Source organism: Methylobacterium sp. Leaf113, assembly GCF_001423325.1.
Lineage (GTDB): Bacteria > Pseudomonadota > Alphaproteobacteria > Rhizobiales > Beijerinckiaceae > Methylobacterium.
Map to the genome: position 1 here is coordinate 95,074 of NZ_LMNJ01000034.1, position 17,096 is coordinate 112,169.

Here is a 17,096-nt window from a genome sequence, read left to right on the forward strand (position 1 = left end):
GGACACCGTCAGGGCAGCGCGATGAGTTCCATCCTGTCCGGGCCGCTGCCCGAAGCGGTCAATTCGGCGATCAGCCTCATCGTGGCCTTCGGGCTCGGCACCCTGATCGGGGCCGAGCGGCAATATCGCCAGCGCACGGCGGGCCTGCGCACCAACGTCCTGGTGGCGGTGGGGGCGGCGGCCTTCGTCGATCTCGGCATGCGTCTCGAAGGGGCCGCCGGCGGCACCCGCACGGTGGCCTACGTGATCTCGGGCGTCGGCTTCCTCGGCGCCGGCGTGATCATGAAGGAGGGCATGAACGTCCGCGGGCTCAACACCGCCGCGACCCTGTGGTGCTCGGCGGCCGTGGGCGCCTTCGCGGGCGCCGACTTTCCCCTCGAGGCGGCCTTCGTCACGGCGGCCGTGCTCGCCGGCAACACCCTGCTGCGGCCCCTCGTCAACGCCATCAATCGCGCGCCCATCGACGAGAGCCAGACCGAGGCCACCTACGAGGTCCAGGTGACCGTGGCGGCGGACGGTGCCGGCCCGGCCCGCGACCTGCTGGTCGAGCGCCTGGAAGCGGCAAAGTACCCGGTCGGCGGCATCGAAGTGGTGGAGCGCGGCGAGGACACCGTCGAGGTGGTGGCGACCCTGGTGGCGACGGCGGTGACGTCCGCCGAACTCGACGCCGTGGTGGCGGCCCTGGAGCGGATGCCCGGTATCGAGCACGCCACCTGGTCGGTGCAGACGGCGGATTGACCGCTCAGGTGCGCCGGCACACCTCGGCGCGGGCGGCCCGGATTGCCGGAACCGCTCATCCGTCCAACCTCCTCCGCTGAGGGTCGGGCGGCCCGGCCCGAGGGCGGCGCGCCCGTCCGCGAACCAGGGACACGATCACATGGCATCCCAGAAGAACGCGCTCATCGTCGGGGCCTCGCGCGGCCTCGGCCTCGGCCTCGTCGAAACCTTCCTGCAGCGGGGCTGGCGGGTGACCGCGACTCAGCGCTCCGCTTCCCCGGGCCTCGCGGCGCTGGCCGACGACGCTCTGACGATCGAGACCGCGGACATCGACGACGATGCCGCCGTGGCGGCCCTGCATGACCGCCTCGCCGGCCAGAGCTTCGACTTGGTCTTCGTGGTGGCGGGCGTGGCGACGCAGGCGCACGATCCGGCCCATGCCGTGCCGCGTGACGTGGCCGCCCAGGTCTACCTGACCAACGCGATCAGCCCGGTGCGCTTCGCCGAGGTCTTCCTCGACCGGCTGGCTCCGAAGGGTCTCGTCGCCTTCATGAGCTCGATCCTCGGCAGCGTCGGCCTCAACGATTCCGGTGGCTGGGAGACCTACCGGGCGAGCAAGGCCGCCCTCAACACCCTGGCGCGCAGCTTCGAGATCCGCCATCGCGAAACGGGGTTCGGCGTGCTGCTGCTGCATCCGGGCTGGGTCCGCACCGAGATGGGCGGAGCCGATGCCGACATCGACGTCGCCACCAGCGTCACCGGCATGGCCGACGTGATCGCGGCCCGGCTCGGCCGGACCGGGACGGCCTATCTCGACTACACCGGCAAGACGCTCGACTGGTAGCCTCTCACGCCGCGATCAGGGGCGTTCGATCGGCGGACGCCCGCGACGCTCGATGATGACTGGCGGCCGACGGCGCTCGACGATGACGGTGCGGGGGGCCCGGTTCGGGCTCGCCGCCGTGAAGATGCGCTCCGGCATCCGCTCGGGCATCCGTTCCACCTTGGCCTGGGCTGCGGCGACCACGTGCTCGCGCACCGCGTCGAGGGGCAGGCCGATCAGGCCGGCGGCGATCTCGACCTGCTGTTCGATGTCGTCAGCGAGATCCTGCGCGGCGGCGACCGCCTCGGGAATCGTCGGCGGCTCGCGCCGCACGCGGATCGGCGGCAGATCCTGGAAGGATTTCGAGGTCTTCTTCACGGCGCGACTCGCTAGGGGCATGCGCCGACTGTAATCCCGATTTGCCGGTTTGTGCAGTGCACACATTTGCGGGCGCCCCGTGCGTTTCCTGCAGTGGGACGCGTCGCGCGGCAGCCGGATGGATTTTCGATCAGGGATCCGGGTTCGGCGCGGACGGAGCGGCCTCCCGAGACGCAGGTTGCCGACCGGACAGGCAGTTTCCAGCGTCACCATGACGCAGACGGGGCGATCGCCGCGTCGGCGGTTGCGACGGGTCGAACCCCAGGAGATAGTCGCGCCCATGCCGACCGCCCTGCTCGACCTGTCCGACCCGCGCCTCGTCCCGGCCCGGCCCGAGATCGCCGATATCCGCCTGCGAGGCCGCGTCGACGCCGCCCGCTACGTGGTCGGCGAAGCGCGCAGCGTCGTCGTGCCGGCCGCGCCGCTGACGCGGGCGCCGCGCTTCGATGCCGGTCTCGAGACCGAGGCCGTGATGGGCGACGCGGTCACCTTCTACGGAGCCGACGAGGGCTTCGCCTTCGTCCAGCTCGCCCATGACGGCTATGTCGGCTACCTGCCGGAGGCGGCCCTCGGACCCGTCGGGGGGCCGACCCACCGCGTCACCGCCCTGCGCAGCTTCCTGTATCCCGGACCCGACCTGAAGCTGCCCGCCACCGGCTACCTGACGCTCGGCGCCCGCGTCCAGGTCCAGGACTCGGTCGGCGACTTTCATCGCCTCGCGACCGGGGGCTTCGTGTTCGCCGGACATTGCACGGCAGCCGATGTCCTGGAGCCCGACTACGCCGGCACCGCCGAGCGCCTCGTCGGCACGCCCTATCTCTGGGGCGGACGCACCAGCCTCGGGCTCGACTGCTCGGGCCTCGTCCAGCTCTGCCTGGCGCTGGCGGGGATCGCGGCGCCGCGGGACGCCGACCAGCAGGAGCGCGGGCTCGGCGAGCCGCTCGCCCCGGACGTCGACGGGCTCCGGCGCGGCGACGTCGTGTTCTGGCGCGGCCATGTGGGGCTGATGCTCGACGCCACCCGCCTCATCCACGCCAACGGCCACCACATGGCGGTGGCGGTGGAGCCCCTCGCCGAGGCCGTCGCCCGCATCCGGGAGAAGAGTTTCGGGCCGGTGACGTCGATCCGGCGGCTCAACCCTTCAGCCGCATCTTGATCCGGTAGACCAAGCCGTCGCGGACGTCGCGGTAGGCGTCGAGGCGCTGCTCGCGGGTGCCGTCCTGGATGTGGGTCGGGTCGGGGGTCGGCCAGTACTCGACCTCGACCGCGTTGGTACGGGTCAGTTCCAGGGCGGCGTGGTGGGCTTCTGGCGCCAGGGTGATGATGAGGTCGAAGTTCAGGCCCTCCCATTCCTCGAGCTGGGCCAGGGTGCGCGGCTTGTGGCGCGCGGCATCGATGCCGATCTCGTCCAGCGCCGCCACCATGAACGGGTCGGCGGGCTCGCCCGAGCGGACGCCGGCCGATTGCACGTAGATCGACTTGCCGAAGTAGTGGCGTGCGATGGCTTCCGCCGCGAGCGAACGCACGGCGTTGAAGTTGCACATGAACAGGGCCGACTGCACGCGCGTCTTCTTCGGGCCGGTCGCGTCCGCCATCCGGTCTTCTTCTCAGCCTCGCGCTTCGAGAGGGGGCGCCGCTCGGGCCTCGCGGGTCACGACTTCCAGTGCAAGGCGAAGACCAGGGTGAACAGGCGCCGCGCGGTGTCGTGGTCGAGGTCGACCTTGCCCTCCAGGCGCTGGCGCAGCAGGTCGGAGGCCTCGTTGTGCAGGCCGCGCCGGCCCATGTCGATCGCCTCGATCTGGGTCGGCGAAGCGGTGCGGATGGCGTTGTAATAGCTCTCGCAGATCATCTCGTAGTCGCGGATCACCCGGCGGAACGGGGTCAGCGACAGCAGGTGGGTCATGACGGGCTCGCCGTCCTCGCGCTTGATGACGAGGGCGAGCTTGCTCTCCACCAGGCCGAGGGTGAGGGCGTAGGGGCCCTCGCGCCCGGGAATCGTGAAGCTGTTGTCCTCCAGGATGTCGAAGATCGCGATGGCGCGCTCATGCTCCTGATCCGGGTTGCCCCGGCCGATCGACTCCTCGTCGAGGGTCACCACCGCGAGGCGGTGAGGCGATTGGGGCTCGCTGGATTTGGCCGCACCGGACATCGCACCCTCACAGGTTCAGGCGGATCGCCACCGAGCGGGCGTGACCCTCCAGGCCCTCCGACCGTCCGAGGGCGATGGCCGCAGGCCCCAGCGCCCGGAGGGCCGCCGGGTCGCAGCGCAGGATCGTGGTGCGCTTCATGAAGTCGAGCACGCCGAGCCCGGAGGAGAACCGCGCCGAGCGGGCGGTGGGCAGGACGTGGTTGGGGCCGCCGACATAGTCGCCGATGGCCTCCGGGGTGTGCGAGCCGAGGAAGATCGCGCCTGCGTTGCGCACCTTGGCGGCGAGCCCCTCGGCATCCTGCGTCTCGATCTCGAGGTGCTCGGGGGCGAGCCGGTCGACCAGCGGCACCGCCTCGTCGAAGTCCCGCACCACCACGATCGCGCCGTAGTCGCGCCAGCTCGCCCGCGCGATGTCGGCCCGCGGCAGGGTTCCGAGCGCCCGCTCCACCGCCTCGGCGACGTCGCCGGCGAGCGTCTCCGAATCCGTGATCAGGATCGATTGGGCCGCGGTGTCGTGCTCGGCCTGGGCCAGGAGATCGGCCGCCACCCAATCGGGATTGGCGTGCGCGTCGGCCAGGATCAGCACCTCGGAGGGACCGGCGATCATGTCGATGCCGACCTGCCCGAACACCCGGCGCTTGGCCGCCGCCACCCAGGCATTGCCGGGGCCGACGATCTTGGCCACGGGGGCGATGGTCTCGGTGCCGTAGGCAAGCGCCGCCACGGCCTGGGCGCCGCCGACCCGGTAGACCTCGTCGACGCCGGCGAGCTGCGCTGCGGCGAGCACCAGCGGGTTCATCGTGCCCTCCGGCATCGGCACCACCATGACGACGCGCGGCACCCCGGCGACGCGGGCGGGAATCGCGTTCATCAGCACCGAGGAGGGATAGCTCGCGGTGCCACCAGGGACGTAGAGGCCGACGGATTCCAGTGCCGTCCAGCGCCAGCCGGCGGTGACCCCCAGGCTGTCGGTGGCGCTGTGGTCGGCGGGCACCTGGGCGGCGTGGAACGACTCGATCCGGGCGGCGGCGAAGCGCAGGGCCTCCAGGGCCTCGGGCGGGCAGGCCGCGACGGCGGCCTCAATCTCGGCCGGGGTGACGCGCAGGGACGCGACGGTGAAGTCCTCGCCGAGCCGGTCGAAACGGCGGGTGTAGTCGACGAGCGCATCGTCGCCGCCCGCGACCACGCCCGCGATGATGCCGCGCACGGTCTCGTCGACATCCTCTGAGATCTCGCGCTTGACGCTGAGCAGACGCGCGAAGGCGGCGGCGAAGTCGCCGTCGCGGGAATCGAGACGGACCATCAGGTGTTTCCTTCTCGGGCCTGTCCCGCTGGAGCCTGTCCCGCGATCGCGGCGCGCCCGGCGACCACGGCCTCGTGGTCGGGACGCCCCTCGACCTCCCAGACCGGACCGAGATCCTTCAACTGGACCTCGATGCATTCGAGTTCGAGCTGGATCGCCGCGCCGCCGGCGAAGACCAGGGTGGCGATGCCGGACGGTGCCTCGGACGGCGCGAACGTGATGGCGAGGAGTTCGAGGGGCGTCTCGGCGTCCGCACCGGGCGTGATGCCGCGGGTGCGCACCTTCAGCACCCGCTCGAAATGGATGCCTGTCAGGCGGCGGCGCGGCGGCGCACCGTCCTCCGCCGACCAGTCGAAGCGACGCGCCACCAGGACGAACCGATGCTGCGCGCTGAGATAGGCGAGGTCGCTCCCCTTCAGGATCGCGTCCTGCAGGTGGGCGGAGATGACGCCCAGATCTTCGGCGTCGAGGGCAGCGAGCCTGAGAAGCTCCATGATCGGGTGTCGCGCTCCTGTCGGTGGGCCGGCCCGGTGCGGGCTCGGCCGCTCGCGGTGTGGGAGCCGTAGGTAGCGAGGCGACCCGCCCACGGCAACTGGCGGCTCGGAACTCCGCCATTGTCCCGCTTGCCGGACCTGCTACGGACGCGTCGCTGCGCCGGCTTCGTGTCGGTGTCGGCGAACGGAGTTTTGACCGTGTCTCTTCCCCCTCTGACCGAGGCCGCCGGCACCCCGGGTCAAGCCGAACTTTCCGCGCACTCCACCCGTCCCGCGCTGGCAGCGCCGGGTGCGGTCATCGCCATCCCGGTGCGCAACGAGGCCGAGCGCATCGCGGCCTGCCTGCGAGCCATCGACGCTCAGACCGGCATCCCACCGGGAAGCCTCGGCGTCGTGCTGTTTCTCAACAACTGCACCGATGCCACGGAGGCGATCGTGGCCGATCTCGTGCCGCGGATGTCGATGCCGGTCCGCGTCACCCATGTGACGTATGCGGGCGCCCATGCGGGCTGGGCGCGGCGCGAGGCGATGAACCGGGCGGCCGATTGGCTCGGGGCGGACGGCATGATCCTCTCGACCGATGCCGACAGCCGGGTTCCGCCGGACTGGGTCGCGCGCAACCGGGCCGCCCTCGACCGGGGCGCCGATGCGGTGGCGGGCCGCATCGCGCTCGATGCGGACGAGCGCGCCCTGCTGCCGCCCTCCCTGCATTGGCGCGGAGACCGGGAGGACATCTACAGCGATCTCCTCACCGAGGCCGAGGCGCGCATCGACCCCGATCCGCACGATCCCTGGCCCTGCCACCGCACCACCATCGGCGCCACCTTGAGCGTCAGCGTCGCGGCCTACCGGGCGGTGGGGGGCATGCCGGCGATCGCGCTCGGCGAGGATGGCGCCTTCGTGGCGCTGCTGCTCGCCCAGGGGCTGCATGTCCGGCACGATCCGGCCATTCTGGTCACGGTCTCGGGGCGCCTCGTGGGACGGGCGCCGGGCGGCGTCGCCGACACCATCCGGGCGCGCTGCGAGAAGCCCGACAGCCTGTGCGACGCCCGCCTCGAATCGGTACCGCGGGCCCTGTTCCGCTACGCCTGGCGCCGCCGGCTGCGCCGGCTGCACGCGGCGGGCCGGCTCGGCACCGAGCGCGGCTGGGCCAAGGCCCTGCGGATCACCGAGGCGGAGGCCGCCCGCGTCGCGGCCCATCCCCTGGCGGGCCACGCGGTGGCCGAGGCCGAACGTACCAGCCCGCGCCTGGTCCACCGGCCCCTCGGCCCGCGGCAATTGCCCGGCCAGATCCGGCTCGCCCGGGCGGTGCTCCCGGCGGTGCGCCTGGTCACCCGGTTCCTCGGCTGACATGCCCCTTTTTCCGATCACCGCAGGTCCTCAGGCGGCGTTCAGCCCGGGGTCGCTAGATCGGGGAGCAACGAGACGGACCATCCGAGGGGATCACGCCATGACCCGCAAGACCATACAGACGACGATCCTCGCCCTCGCCACCGCGGCGACGTTCGGCCCGGGCCTCGGGATCGTCGCGGCGCAGGCGCAATATTACGGCGACCACGATCGTCCCCATCGCTACGAGCGCCGCTACGACGAGGATCGCTACGAGCGCCGGCGCTACGACGAGGACCGTTACGACCGGCGACCGCGCGGCTACGGCGGCGAGGGCTTCGGACGCCTCTGCCTGACCCAGCGCGGCAACTGCATCACCCGCCCGCAGCCCTACGGCTCCCGCTGCGGCTGCGACATCCCCGGTTTCGGGCGCAAGCACGGCGAGATCGGCGGCTGATCCGCCCGGCTCTCCGCCCCGAGCGGGCGGCGAGCCGGTCCCGTCAGCTGCGGACGCGGGTGATCTCCGCGCCGCAGCGGGCGAGCTTGGCCTCCAGGGCCTCGAAGCCGCGGTCGAGGTGGTAGACCCGGTTGATGCTGGTCTCGCCCTCGGCCGCGAGCCCTGCGATCACGAGGGAGACCGAGGCGCGCAGATCGGTCGCCATCACGGGCGCGCCCTTCAGGCGCTCGACGCCCTCGACGATGGCCAGATCACCTTCGAGGCGGATCTTGGCGCCGAGGCGGGCCAGCTCCTGGACGTGCATGAAGCGGTTCTCGAAGATGGTCTCGCGGATGTTCGACTGGCCCTTGGCCAGCGTCATCAGCGCCATGAACTGCGCCTGCAGGTCCGTGGGGAAACCCGGGAACGGATCGGTGGTGATGTCGACGGCGGCGATGCCGCCACCGTTGCGGCGGATGCGGATCGTGTCGGTGCCGGAGGTGATCTCGGCGCCCGTGGTCGAGAGCACGTCGAGGGCCGAATGCAGCAGGTCGGCACGGGTGTTCTCCAGGGTGACGTCACCCCCGGTCATCGCCACCGCCATGGCGTAGGTGCCGGTCTCGATGCGGTCTGGCAGCACGTCGTGGCGGGCGCCGTGCAGGCGCGAGACGCCCTCGATGGTGATGCGCGGCGTGCCGGCGCCCTCGATGCGGGCGCCCATCTTGGTGAGGCAGGCCGCCAGATCGACAACCTCAGGCTCGCGCGCGGCGTTCTCGATCAGGGTCGAGCCGTTGGCGAGCGCCGCCGCCATCAGGGCCACGTGGGTGCCGCCGACCGTGACCTTGGGGAAGTGGATCTCGCCCCCGCGCAGGCCATTCTTGGCCTTGGCGACGACGTAGCCGCCATCGACCTCGACGGTGGCGCCGAGGCGCTCCAGCGCCATCAGCAACAGGTCGACCGGGCGCGTCCCGATGGCGCAGCCGCCCGGCATCGAGACCCGCGCTTCGCCGAAGCGGGCCAGCAGCGGCGCGATCACCCAGAAGCTCGCCCGCATGGTCGAGACCAACTCGTAGGGCGCCGTGGTGTCGATGACGTTGGAGGCGGTGAGGCGGATGGTCTGGCCGGTCTCGGTGGTCTGGCCCGGGCGCTTGCCCACCACCATGTGGTCGACGCCGTGATTGCCGAGAATGCGCAGGAGCGCGTTGATGTCGGCGAGCCGCGGCACGTTGCCGAGTTCCAGGGTCTCGCCCGTCATCAGGCTGGCGATCATCAGGGGCAAAGCGGCGTTCTTGGCACCCGAGATCGGGATCACGCCGTGCAGCGGGCGGCCGCCGATGATGTTGATGCGGTCCATCGTGTCTACAACCTTGCCTAAATCTTGCCCTCCGGGGGCGCAGGTCGCGCCGCTGACCGGAGACATCGAACGTGAAACCGGGCGGGACGCGCGCCGTCCGCGTGGAAACAGCACCGTTATAGCCAAGTTTTGTCGAAAAGGAGGTTCGGCGCGTCCGATTATGCTTCCCCGCCGGACTCGGGTGTTTCCTCGGGTCCGGAACCGAGCGAACGCCCGCGCACCTGTGCCTTCCGGCGGCGCAGGTTGTCGCGCAGGGCCGCCTTCAGGCGCTCGGCCCGTTGCTCGGCCGCGTTGCGCGGGGTCTTTTTCGTGTCGGCCTGCGTGTCGGCCTGGGATTCGTCGTCCGTCATGCGTCGCAGGGATCCGGTGGAGCGGGATCGGGCGGGGAGGGGCCTAGCGTGGTCCGCGACGCGCCGGGAGGCCCCGCGCGACCCATCGTCGCCACGTCGCTGTGTCGGCTTTGCATCCCCTGGTCGATGGATGCAAACCAGGAATGCGGATGTCGACTTGAACCAATTCCAAGTTCACCTGTATCGTCGCGACCGTGTCGGGGAAACCCGAAGTCAGGGCGAGCGTCGTCAGCAACTCCTTCATGGAGCGTGCGCCAAGCTCGCCACCGAGACCGATTGCATCAAGGGCCCCCCGCACGAGGGTCCGCGTGGAAACGATCCCGCCAGAGGCCGCGATTCCACCGCCGGCCCCTCAGCCCAAGCGTGAAGGACGGATGCCCGTGAACCGCATGCCCGCGACGATCAAGATCAGCGACACCAAGCAGGGAGCGGGCCAGCAGGGAGCGGGCCAGGGAGCGGGCTGTGAGTCCAAGCCCGCGATCACGTCTGCAATCAAGGCTGCGATCACGACGGGGTCCATCGGTCAGGGCCGGATCGACTACGAGTCGCATTTCCGCACCGCCCTCGACCGCCTGCACAGCGAGCGCCGCTACCGGGTGTTCGCCGATATCGAGCGCATCGCCGGCCGCTTCCCGACCGCGCATTGGCGCAAACCCGATGGCGGCACCTCCGAGATCACGGTCTGGTGTTCCAACGACTACCTCGGCATGGGCCAGCACCCGGACGTGGTCGGCGCCATGACCCGCACGGCCGCCCGCTGCGGCGTCGGCGCCGGCGGCACCCGCAACATCGCCGGCAACAACTCGCCGCTGGTCGACCTGGAGCGCGAGCTCGCCGACCTGCATGGCAAGGAGGCCGGCCTCGTCTTCACCTCGGGCTACGTCTCGAACCAGTCCGGCATCTCGACGATCGCCAAGCTGATCCCGAACTGCCTGATCCTGTCGGATGCCTTCAACCACAACTCGATGATCGAGGGCGTGCGCCATTCGGGCTGCGAGAAGCGGGTCTTCCGCCACAACGACCTCAAGCACCTCGAGGAACTGCTGATCGCGGCGGGCGACCGCCCGAAGCTGATCGCCTTCGAGAGCGTCTATTCCATGGACGGCGACGTCTCCGACATCGGCGCGATCTGCGATCTCGCCGACCGTTACGGCGCCATGACCTATCTCGACGAGGTCCATGCGGTCGGCCTCTACGGCCCGCGCGGCGGCGGCATCTCCGAGCGCGACGGGGTGATGCACCGGGTCGACGTGATCGAGGGCACGCTGGCCAAGGGCTTCGGCTGCGTCGGCGGCTACATCACGGGATCTGCGGTCCTGTGCGACGCGGTCCGCAGCCACGCTCCGGGCTTCATCTTCACCACCGCCCTGCCGCCCGCCATCGCGGCGGCCGCCATCGCCTCGGTGCGCTACCTGAAGCGCTCGACCGTCGAGCGCGAGGCGCACCAGCGCCAGGCCGCCCGGACCAAGACCGCCCTGGAGGCCGCCGGCCTGCCGGTGCTGCACACCGACACCCACATCGTGCCCGTGATGGTGGGCGACGCCGAGCTGTGCAAGGCGGCGGCCGATCATCTGCTGGAGCACCACGGCATCTACATCCAGCCGATCAACTACCCCACCGTGCCGCGCGGCACCGAGCGCCTGCGGATCACGCCCTCGCCCTTCCACGACGATGCCCGCATCGCCAAGCTGACGGCGGCGTTGACCGAGACCTGGGACACCCTCGACCTCCCGCGCGCCGGGACGGTGTTCGTCGAAGCGGCCGAGTAGCCGCCGCGCTTCAGTTCAGGCGCCAGATCGCGCCGGTGAGCATGGTCGCGAAGCCGACCCAGGCGGCGTAGGGCACCAGCAGCCACGCCGCGGCCCGGTCGAAGCGCCAGGACAGGCGGATCGTCCAGAGGATCATCACCCACATCGCGGCCGAGACCACCAGGGCGGCGCCCAGGGCGTGTGCGGCGAAGAAGGTCGGGGTCCAGGCGGCGTTGAGGGCGAGCTGCACCGCGAAGGCGACCAGCGCCAGCCGCCACGCGCCCCGGGTCGGACCCGTGCGGGGTTTCGCCCCGAGGAGCCGGAAGGCCGAGAGCGCGATCATCCCGTAGAGGATGGTCCAGGCCACCGGGAACGCCCAGTTCGGCGGGTTGAAGGACGGCTTCGTCAGCCCGGCATACCATCCGTCGATATTCGCACCGGTGGCGGACGAGCCGAGCACGGCCGTCAGCACCACCGGCAGGATCGCCACCGCCAGCCGCCACGGCAGGGCAAGGGCGGGCTCGGTGGGAATATGGATCGGCGACGATGCTGGCGCACGGGACATGACGAACGGGATTCCTTGCCTTCGGCGGGGTTCTCGCCCTGATATGGGGAGAACGCCTTGGAGAGAGACAGACCGCCTTGCCCGCGGTCCGTGCACCGGTCCGCGCCGGCCGGTCAACACAACCCTGACGGACGGACACGCCCCATGTCGGAACCGAACGCACCGAAGCCGCCTTCGGATGCCCCGCCCGCCTTCGCGAAGCGCAGCCTCGCCGCCCAGGCCCTGGGCCGTGTCGACCCGGTGACCCGGGCCGTGGTGGCGCCCCTGCACGTGGCCACCACCTTCCTGCGCGATCCCGACAACGGCTATCGCTCGGGCTTCTCCTACGCCCGCCCCGACAACGCCACGGTGCGGGAGGCGGAGGCCGTGCTGGCGATGCTGGAGGATGCGGCGGCCGGCGCCCTGCTGTTCGGCTCCGGCATGGCGGCGGCCACCGCCGTGTTCAGCGCCCTGGAGCCCGGCGACCACGTGGTGGCGCCCCGGGTGATGTACTGGGGCCTGAAGCGCTGGCTCAACGCCGAGATGCCGCGCCGGCGCATCGCGGTCGAGTTCGTCGACATGGACGATCTAACGGGCCTGGAGCGGGCGATCCGGCCGGGCGCCACGAAGCTCGTCTGGATCGAGACCCCCGGCAACCCGCTCTGGACCATCACCGACATCGCCGGGGCCGCCCGCCTCGCGCACGCGGCGGGTGCCCGGCTCGCCGTCGATTCCACCGCCGCCTCGCCGATCCACACCCGGCCGCTGACGCTCGGCGCCGACATCGTGATGCACTCGGCCACCAAGATCCTCAACGGCCATTCCGACGTGGTGGCGGGGGTGCTCGCCGGGGCGGTCGCCGACACGTTCTGGGAGCGTCTCGCCGCGATCCGCTCGGGCGGCGGTGCGATTCTCGGCCCGTTCGAGGCCTACCTGCTGATGCGCTCGCTGCGGACCCTTCCCCTGCGGGCGGCGGCGCAGGCCGCCGCGGCGGCCGAACTCGCGCGCCGGCTCCAGGCTCATCCGTGCGTCTCGCACGTGCTCTATCCCGGCCTGCCGGACGATCCCGGCCACGCGGTGGCGGCCCGGCAGATGGAGGGCGGCTTCGGCTTCATGCTGTCGATCCGGGTGCGGGACGGCGAGGGGGCGGCCATTGCGACCGCGGCGCGGGTGCGGCTGTGGAAGCGGGCGACGTCGCTCGGCGGCGTCGAGAGCCTGATCGAGCACCGGGCCTCGGTCGAGGGGCCGGATTCCCCGTGCCCACCGGATCTCCTGCGGCTGTCCACGGGGATCGAGGCGGTGGACGACCTGTTCGCCGACCTCGACGGGGCCCTCAGGAATACCTGATATTTTCGCGTGGTGCGGGGAACGGGATTCGCGCGTTGGTGCGCAGGATCATCCCGAGAGACCGCTCCACCATGCCGAAGCCTGCCCTCCTCACCGGAGCCTTCGCGCTCCTCCTCCTCGGCGCGCCCGCCCGGGCCGAGACCGGACCGCCCGAGCTGAACATCGAGAAGACCTGCCGGTCGGCAGCCTCCGCGAGCGTGAGCGACAATGCCAGCCAGGAAGGCTGCCTGCGCTCCGAGCGGGCCTCGCATGACGAGGTCAAGCGCCGCTGGAACGAGTTCACGCCCGCCGCCAAGCGGCAGTGCGAGAAGCAGTTCGAGGCCGGCGGCTTCCCGTCCTACGTCGAGATGGTCACCTGCCTCGAACTGGCCAGCGGCACCGGCCTGCCGCGACAGGCCGACGATGCCCGCGCCGGCCAGGGCACCAGCAGCGCCACGAAGGAGCCGAGCCCGGCCCAGCGCACCGACCCGATCAAGGTGCTGGAGAAGCAGTAGCGCCTCAGCTCGAGGAGGCCGGAACCTCGTCGGCGAGCCAGGTCGGTTCGACCCGGCCACGACCGGCCTCGGCCGCTCCGCCCCGGCTCTGCGCCAGGGCGGTGAGTTCGGGCGCGCGGGCCGTGTCGTCCACGGTCAGGAACAGGCGCCGGGCCTGCGAGATCCGGCCAAGTCGGGCGCTGCTGGTCAGCACGCTCTGGGCCGGGCTCGACAGCAGGCCGAGGGCGACCGGCGCCATCCAGAGGGCGAGCCAGGGATCGCCGGCCCAGGCAAGGCCTGCCGTCAGCAGGGCACCCGCCACGAGGGTGTCGACCTGGAGCCGGCACGCCTCCGTCCACGGCACGCGGCGGTCGTCGCGCACCTGTGCGTCCCAGCGCACCACCCGGCCGACGAAGGTGGTGGCGACGGCGCCTGCGGCGAACAGCGTCATCACCGGCCAGAGCAGGACCCAGATCGCCTGTTCGAGGATTGCGCTCTTGAGGAGCGAGGCGGTGCCGCCGAAGGCCGCCCGCCGCTCGGCCGAGGCGAGGACGTGGCCGAGACTGAGCAGCTTCGGCACAGCCAGGATTGTGACCACCAGGGCGGCCAGCGCGTGGGCGGCAGCCCCCGTTCCCGTGAGGCCGTAGCCGAGCAGGCCGAGATCGCCGGTACGGGACGCCTGAAGCGTGCCGAGGGCGAGGAACAGCACCCAGAGCGGGCAGGCCATGTAGGACAGGATGCCGACGGCGAGGTGCCAGCGGCTGGCGGGGCGCAGGCCCGGCATGGCCGTGACGCGCAGGTGCTGCATGTTGCCCTGGCACCAGCGGCGCTCGCGCCCGAGGAGGTCGACGAGATTCGTCGGCATCTCTTCCCAGGTGCCGCCCATCTCCGGCAGCAGGCGAACCTCCCATCCGGCCCGGCGCAGGAGCGCACCCTCGACGATGTCGTGGCACAGGATCTCGCCGCCCAGCGGCGCCTTGCCGGGCAGCACCGGCAGCTCGGCATTGTTGGCGAAGGCCGCGACCCGCACGATCGCGTTGTGGCCCCAGTAGCTCCCGTCCGGCCCCTGCCAGGTCTCCAGGCATCGGATGGAGAGCGGCGCGTAGAGCCGCACGGCGAATTGCTGGATGCGGGCGAACAGGGTGTCGCGCCCGGTGGCGTAGGACACGGTCTGGATCAGGCCGACCCGGGGGCTCTCCTCCATCAGCCGGGCGAGGCGGCGCATGGCGCTGCCGGTCATCAGGCTGTCGGCGTCGAGCACGATCATGAAGTCGTACGCGGACCCGTAGGTCTTGCAGAACTCGGCGATGTTGCCGGCCTTGCGGCCGGCATTGTCGCGGCGCCGGCGATAGCGGACCCGCGGCAGGCCGGGTCCGTTCTGGCGGGTCCAGGCCTCGATGCGGGCGAATTCATGCTCCTCCACCGCCGCGATGGCGCCGTCCCGCGTGTCGGACAGGACGAAGATGTCGATGTCGCCGCCGGTGCCCCCGGCCTGCTGAAGCGAGCGGGCCATGACCCGCAGGGCCGCGAACACCGCCACGGCGTCCTCGGCGTGGATCGCCACCACGGCGGCGGTGCGGCTCAGGCCCGAGGCCTCCGCCGGGATCGTGAGGGAGCGCCGCTCCAGGGCGGATTTCGCCCGGTCGCCGAAGGCCGTGGCGACGAGGCCGTAGACGTACTGCCAGGCCACGAAGGCCTGCCACGTCATCACGAGGGCGAACAGCCCGAGCACCGCACCGGCGAGGAGGCCGGACGGCGTCCCATAGGCGCCGAGCGCCAGGGCGGTGACAAGGGCACCGAGAGCCAGCGGCGGCAGGGCCAGCAGCAGGCGGCGGCCCAGAAAGGCGGCCGGCGCTTCCGGCCCGATTTCCACCGGCCCCGGGATTTCAGCCGCCGGGGCGTCGTGCGACAACCTGTGGGACATGGGGCGCGGGAAACTCGAAGGAGGGACACCGCGATCCACCACCGGGCACGATGCCGGCAAAGGGGAAGCGATGCGCGATGGCGAGGGTCTCGAAGGATGCGGGGACACCGAGTCCTTCTCGCGGCGGCAGGCCCTGCGAACCACGCTCGGCGTGGCCGTTGGGATGATCTTGCCTACCGCGCATGATCTGAATGCGGGCCGAACGCGCGCCGAGACCCCGGACTCCCGATCATTTGATGCGGTGAAGGCCAAAGCGCGCGCGCTCGCGGCCAGCCCGTACCAGGCCCGACCGGACGATCTGCCGCCGCCGCTCGCCGGCCTGTCCTACGACGGCTACCGCGCCATCACCTTCCGGCCGGAGGCGAGCCTGCCCCTCGGCCGCCGCTTCTCGGCCCAGCTGTTCCATCGCGGCTTCCTGCAGCGCAAGCGCGTCGCCCTGTACCGGCAGCCGCGCAACGGCCCGGCCCAACCGATTCCCTACGCCTCCGACCTGTTCGACCTCGGGCCGGCCCTGGGAGGACAGAGCTTCGCCCCCGATCTCGGCTTCGCGGGCTTCCGGCTGCACTACGCCTTCGGTGCCGATCGGCCGGGGGACCAGGAGGAGGTCCTGGTCTTTCTCGGCGCCTCCTACTTCCGGCTGCGCGGGTTCGGCCAGGAATACGGGCTCTCGGCCCGGGGTGCCGCGATCCGCACCGGGGGGCCCGGCACGGAGGAATTTCCGGATTTCACGGCCTTCTGGATCTGCGAGCCGGAGGCCGATGCCCGCACCCTCGAGATCTGGGCCCTGCTCGACTCGCCGAGCCTCGCCGGAGCCTACCGCTTCCGCGTGGCGCCGGGCGATCCGTCGGTGATGGACGTCGAGGCGTCGCTCCATCCCCGCACCGCCCTGGAGCATCTCGGGCTCGCCCCCCTCACCAGCATGTTCCTGCACGGGGCGAACGGGCCGGGCGCGCGGGGCGCCGAGCCCTTCGACGATTTCCGTCCGCAGGTGCATGATTCCGACGGGCTCGCGGTGGTGACGCGTGGGGAGCGCTTGTGGCGGCCCCTGGTCAACGGCCGGGCCCAGCCGCAGATCTCCGCCTTCGGCGCCGATCCGCTGGAGGGTTTCGGCCTGCTCCAGCGCACGCGCGACTTTCCTGCCTATCTCGACGTCCAGGCCCGGCACGAGGCCCGGCCCGGGCTCTGGGTCACGCCCGGATCGGGATTCGGAGCCGGTGCAGTCCGTCTGTTCGAGATCCCGTCCCGCGAGGAGTACATGGACAACATCGTGGCTGCCTTCGTGCCCGGCGCGCCCGTGCCGGCCGGGACCGAGCGCGCCGTGTCCTACCGCCTCACGACGGTGGGGGCCGAGCCGGCGAGCGTCGTGCCCGGCACCCTCGGCCGTGTGGTCTCGACCCGGGTGGGTTCGGCCGAGCGCCTGCGCCCGACCACCCCGCCGAGCCCGGGCCGGCGCCTCTACGTCGTGGATTTCGAAGGGCCGGGCCTGCCGGCCGACCGGGGCGCGACACCGACCGCGGACGTCTCCGCCAGCGCCGGCACGATGGTCGATCCCGTGGTGGAGTTCGTGCCCCAGACCGGCGGCTGGCGGCTCTACGTGGAGTGGCGCCCACCGACGCCGCTGCCGCCGGGCGACGCGATCCTGCGCGCCCGCCTCGTCCAGGACGGCCGGGCCGTGACCGAGACCTGGGACATGCCGGCCTGAACCGGCGGAGGGGCGGCGGGTTTGA

The 17,096-nt window shown here is 71.6% G+C and carries 18 protein-coding genes; 9 read left to right on the forward strand and 9 right to left on the reverse strand.

What is annotated here, in order from left to right; all coding sequences use genetic code 11:
• Nucleotides 1-21 precede the first annotated feature (21 nt).
• Both ASF60_RS17070 and ASF60_RS17075 read left to right on the forward strand, forming a co-directional pair.
• Nucleotides 22-738, forward strand: coding sequence for an MgtC/SapB family protein (locus ASF60_RS17070; protein ID WP_056187599.1), 717 nt, complete (start codon nt 22-24; stop codon nt 736-738).
• A 139-nt stretch (nt 739-877) separates the two neighbouring features.
• Nucleotides 878-1,561, forward strand: a complete 684-nt coding sequence (locus ASF60_RS17075) for an SDR family oxidoreductase (protein WP_056187603.1) — start codon at nt 878-880, stop codon at nt 1,559-1,561.
• 15 nt (nt 1,562-1,576) lie between these two features.
• Here the strand turns inward: ASF60_RS17075 and ASF60_RS17080 are convergent, their stop codons facing one another.
• Nucleotides 1,577-1,939, reverse strand: a complete 363-nt coding sequence (locus ASF60_RS17080) for a hypothetical protein (RefSeq protein ID WP_056187606.1) — start codon at nt 1,937-1,939, stop codon at nt 1,577-1,579.
• 271 nt (nt 1,940-2,210) lie between these two features.
• Here ASF60_RS17080 and ASF60_RS17085 point away from each other — a divergent pair, with 271 nt between their 5' ends.
• Entirely contained in the window at nt 2,211-3,074 is an 864-nt protein-coding gene (locus ASF60_RS17085) for a C40 family peptidase (RefSeq protein ID WP_056188031.1), read from the forward strand.
• Here the strand turns inward: ASF60_RS17085 and ASF60_RS17090 are convergent.
• Genes ASF60_RS17090 through ASF60_RS17105 form a run of 4 tightly spaced genes read right to left on the reverse strand, consistent with a single transcriptional unit; the run spans nt 3,052 to nt 5,864 of the window.
• Nucleotides 3,052-3,513, reverse strand: a complete 462-nt coding sequence (locus ASF60_RS17090; RefSeq protein WP_056187609.1) for an arsenate-mycothiol transferase ArsC — start codon at nt 3,511-3,513, stop codon at nt 3,052-3,054. The genes ASF60_RS17085 and ASF60_RS17090 overlap by 23 nt on opposite strands.
• A gap of 56 nt (nt 3,514-3,569) precedes the next feature.
• Nucleotides 3,570-4,067 carry a UPF0262 family protein gene (locus tag ASF60_RS17095; RefSeq protein WP_056187612.1) on the reverse strand — a complete coding sequence of 166 codons (498 nt, stop codon included), beginning with the start codon at nt 4,065-4,067 and terminating at the stop codon, nt 3,570-3,572.
• 7 nt (nt 4,068-4,074) lie between these two features.
• Nucleotides 4,075-5,370: a histidinol dehydrogenase gene (hisD, locus tag ASF60_RS17100; RefSeq protein WP_056187615.1), complete on the reverse strand. Its 1,296-nt coding sequence runs from the start codon at nt 5,368-5,370 to the stop codon at nt 4,075-4,077.
• Complete coding sequence (locus tag ASF60_RS17105) at nt 5,370-5,864, reverse strand: DUF2948 family protein (RefSeq protein ID WP_056187619.1); 495 nt, start codon at nt 5,862-5,864, stop codon at nt 5,370-5,372. Before ASF60_RS17105 ends, hisD begins: the two co-directional genes overlap by 1 nt.
• Before the next feature lie 276 nt (nt 5,865-6,140).
• Here ASF60_RS17105 and ASF60_RS17110 point away from each other — a divergent pair, with 276 nt between their 5' ends.
• Both ASF60_RS17110 and ASF60_RS17115 read left to right on the forward strand, forming a co-directional pair.
• Nucleotides 6,141-7,214, forward strand: a complete 1,074-nt coding sequence (locus tag ASF60_RS17110; protein ID WP_244478488.1) for a glycosyltransferase — start codon at nt 6,141-6,143, stop codon at nt 7,212-7,214.
• A gap of 100 nt (nt 7,215-7,314) precedes the next feature.
• Nucleotides 7,315-7,650 carry a hypothetical protein gene (locus ASF60_RS17115; protein ID WP_244476996.1) on the forward strand — a complete coding sequence of 112 codons (336 nt, stop codon included), beginning with the start codon at nt 7,315-7,317 and terminating at the stop codon, nt 7,648-7,650.
• Between the two features lie 43 nt (nt 7,651-7,693).
• On the opposite strand, the gene murA is transcribed toward ASF60_RS17115, so the two are convergent.
• Nucleotides 7,694-8,983, reverse strand: coding sequence for a UDP-N-acetylglucosamine 1-carboxyvinyltransferase (gene murA, locus ASF60_RS17120; RefSeq protein WP_056187622.1), 1,290 nt, complete (start codon nt 8,981-8,983; stop codon nt 7,694-7,696).
• A gap of 158 nt (nt 8,984-9,141) precedes the next feature.
• Complete coding sequence (locus ASF60_RS17125; RefSeq protein WP_056187626.1) at nt 9,142-9,333, reverse strand: hypothetical protein; 192 nt, start codon at nt 9,331-9,333, stop codon at nt 9,142-9,144.
• 380 nt (nt 9,334-9,713) lie between these two features.
• On the opposite strand from ASF60_RS17125, the gene hemA reads away from it, so the two are divergent.
• Nucleotides 9,714-11,102 carry a 5-aminolevulinate synthase gene (gene hemA, locus ASF60_RS17130; RefSeq protein ID WP_443136772.1) on the forward strand — a complete coding sequence of 463 codons (1,389 nt, stop codon included), beginning with the start codon at nt 9,714-9,716 and terminating at the stop codon, nt 11,100-11,102.
• A gap of 10 nt (nt 11,103-11,112) precedes the next feature.
• On the opposite strand, the gene ASF60_RS17135 is transcribed toward hemA, so the two are convergent.
• On the reverse strand, nt 11,113-11,646 hold the full coding sequence (locus ASF60_RS17135; RefSeq protein WP_056187630.1) for a TspO/MBR family protein: 534 nt from the start codon (nt 11,644-11,646) through the stop codon (nt 11,113-11,115).
• Nucleotides 11,647-11,790: 144 nt separating this feature from the next.
• Between ASF60_RS17135 and ASF60_RS17140 the strand changes: the two genes are divergently transcribed.
• Both ASF60_RS17140 and ASF60_RS17145 read left to right on the forward strand, forming a co-directional pair.
• Nucleotides 11,791-12,972, forward strand: coding sequence for a trans-sulfuration enzyme family protein (locus tag ASF60_RS17140; RefSeq protein WP_056187634.1), 1,182 nt, complete (start codon nt 11,791-11,793; stop codon nt 12,970-12,972).
• Nucleotides 12,973-13,043: 71 nt separating this feature from the next.
• Nucleotides 13,044-13,466, forward strand: a complete 423-nt coding sequence (locus tag ASF60_RS17145) for a hypothetical protein (RefSeq protein ID WP_056187637.1) — start codon at nt 13,044-13,046, stop codon at nt 13,464-13,466.
• 4 nt (nt 13,467-13,470) lie between these two features.
• Here the strand turns inward: ASF60_RS17145 and mdoH are convergent, their stop codons facing one another.
• Nucleotides 13,471-15,369, reverse strand: a complete 1,899-nt coding sequence (mdoH, locus tag ASF60_RS17150; RefSeq protein ID WP_056187640.1) for a glucans biosynthesis glucosyltransferase MdoH — start codon at nt 15,367-15,369, stop codon at nt 13,471-13,473.
• A 241-nt stretch (nt 15,370-15,610) separates the two neighbouring features.
• Between mdoH and ASF60_RS17155 the strand changes: the two genes are divergently transcribed.
• The gene (locus tag ASF60_RS17155; protein WP_056188042.1) at nt 15,611-17,071 is read left to right on the forward strand and encodes a glucan biosynthesis protein; all 1,461 of its coding nucleotides are present in this window, start codon (nt 15,611-15,613) and stop codon (nt 17,069-17,071) included.
• Nucleotides 17,072-17,096 lie beyond the last annotated feature (25 nt).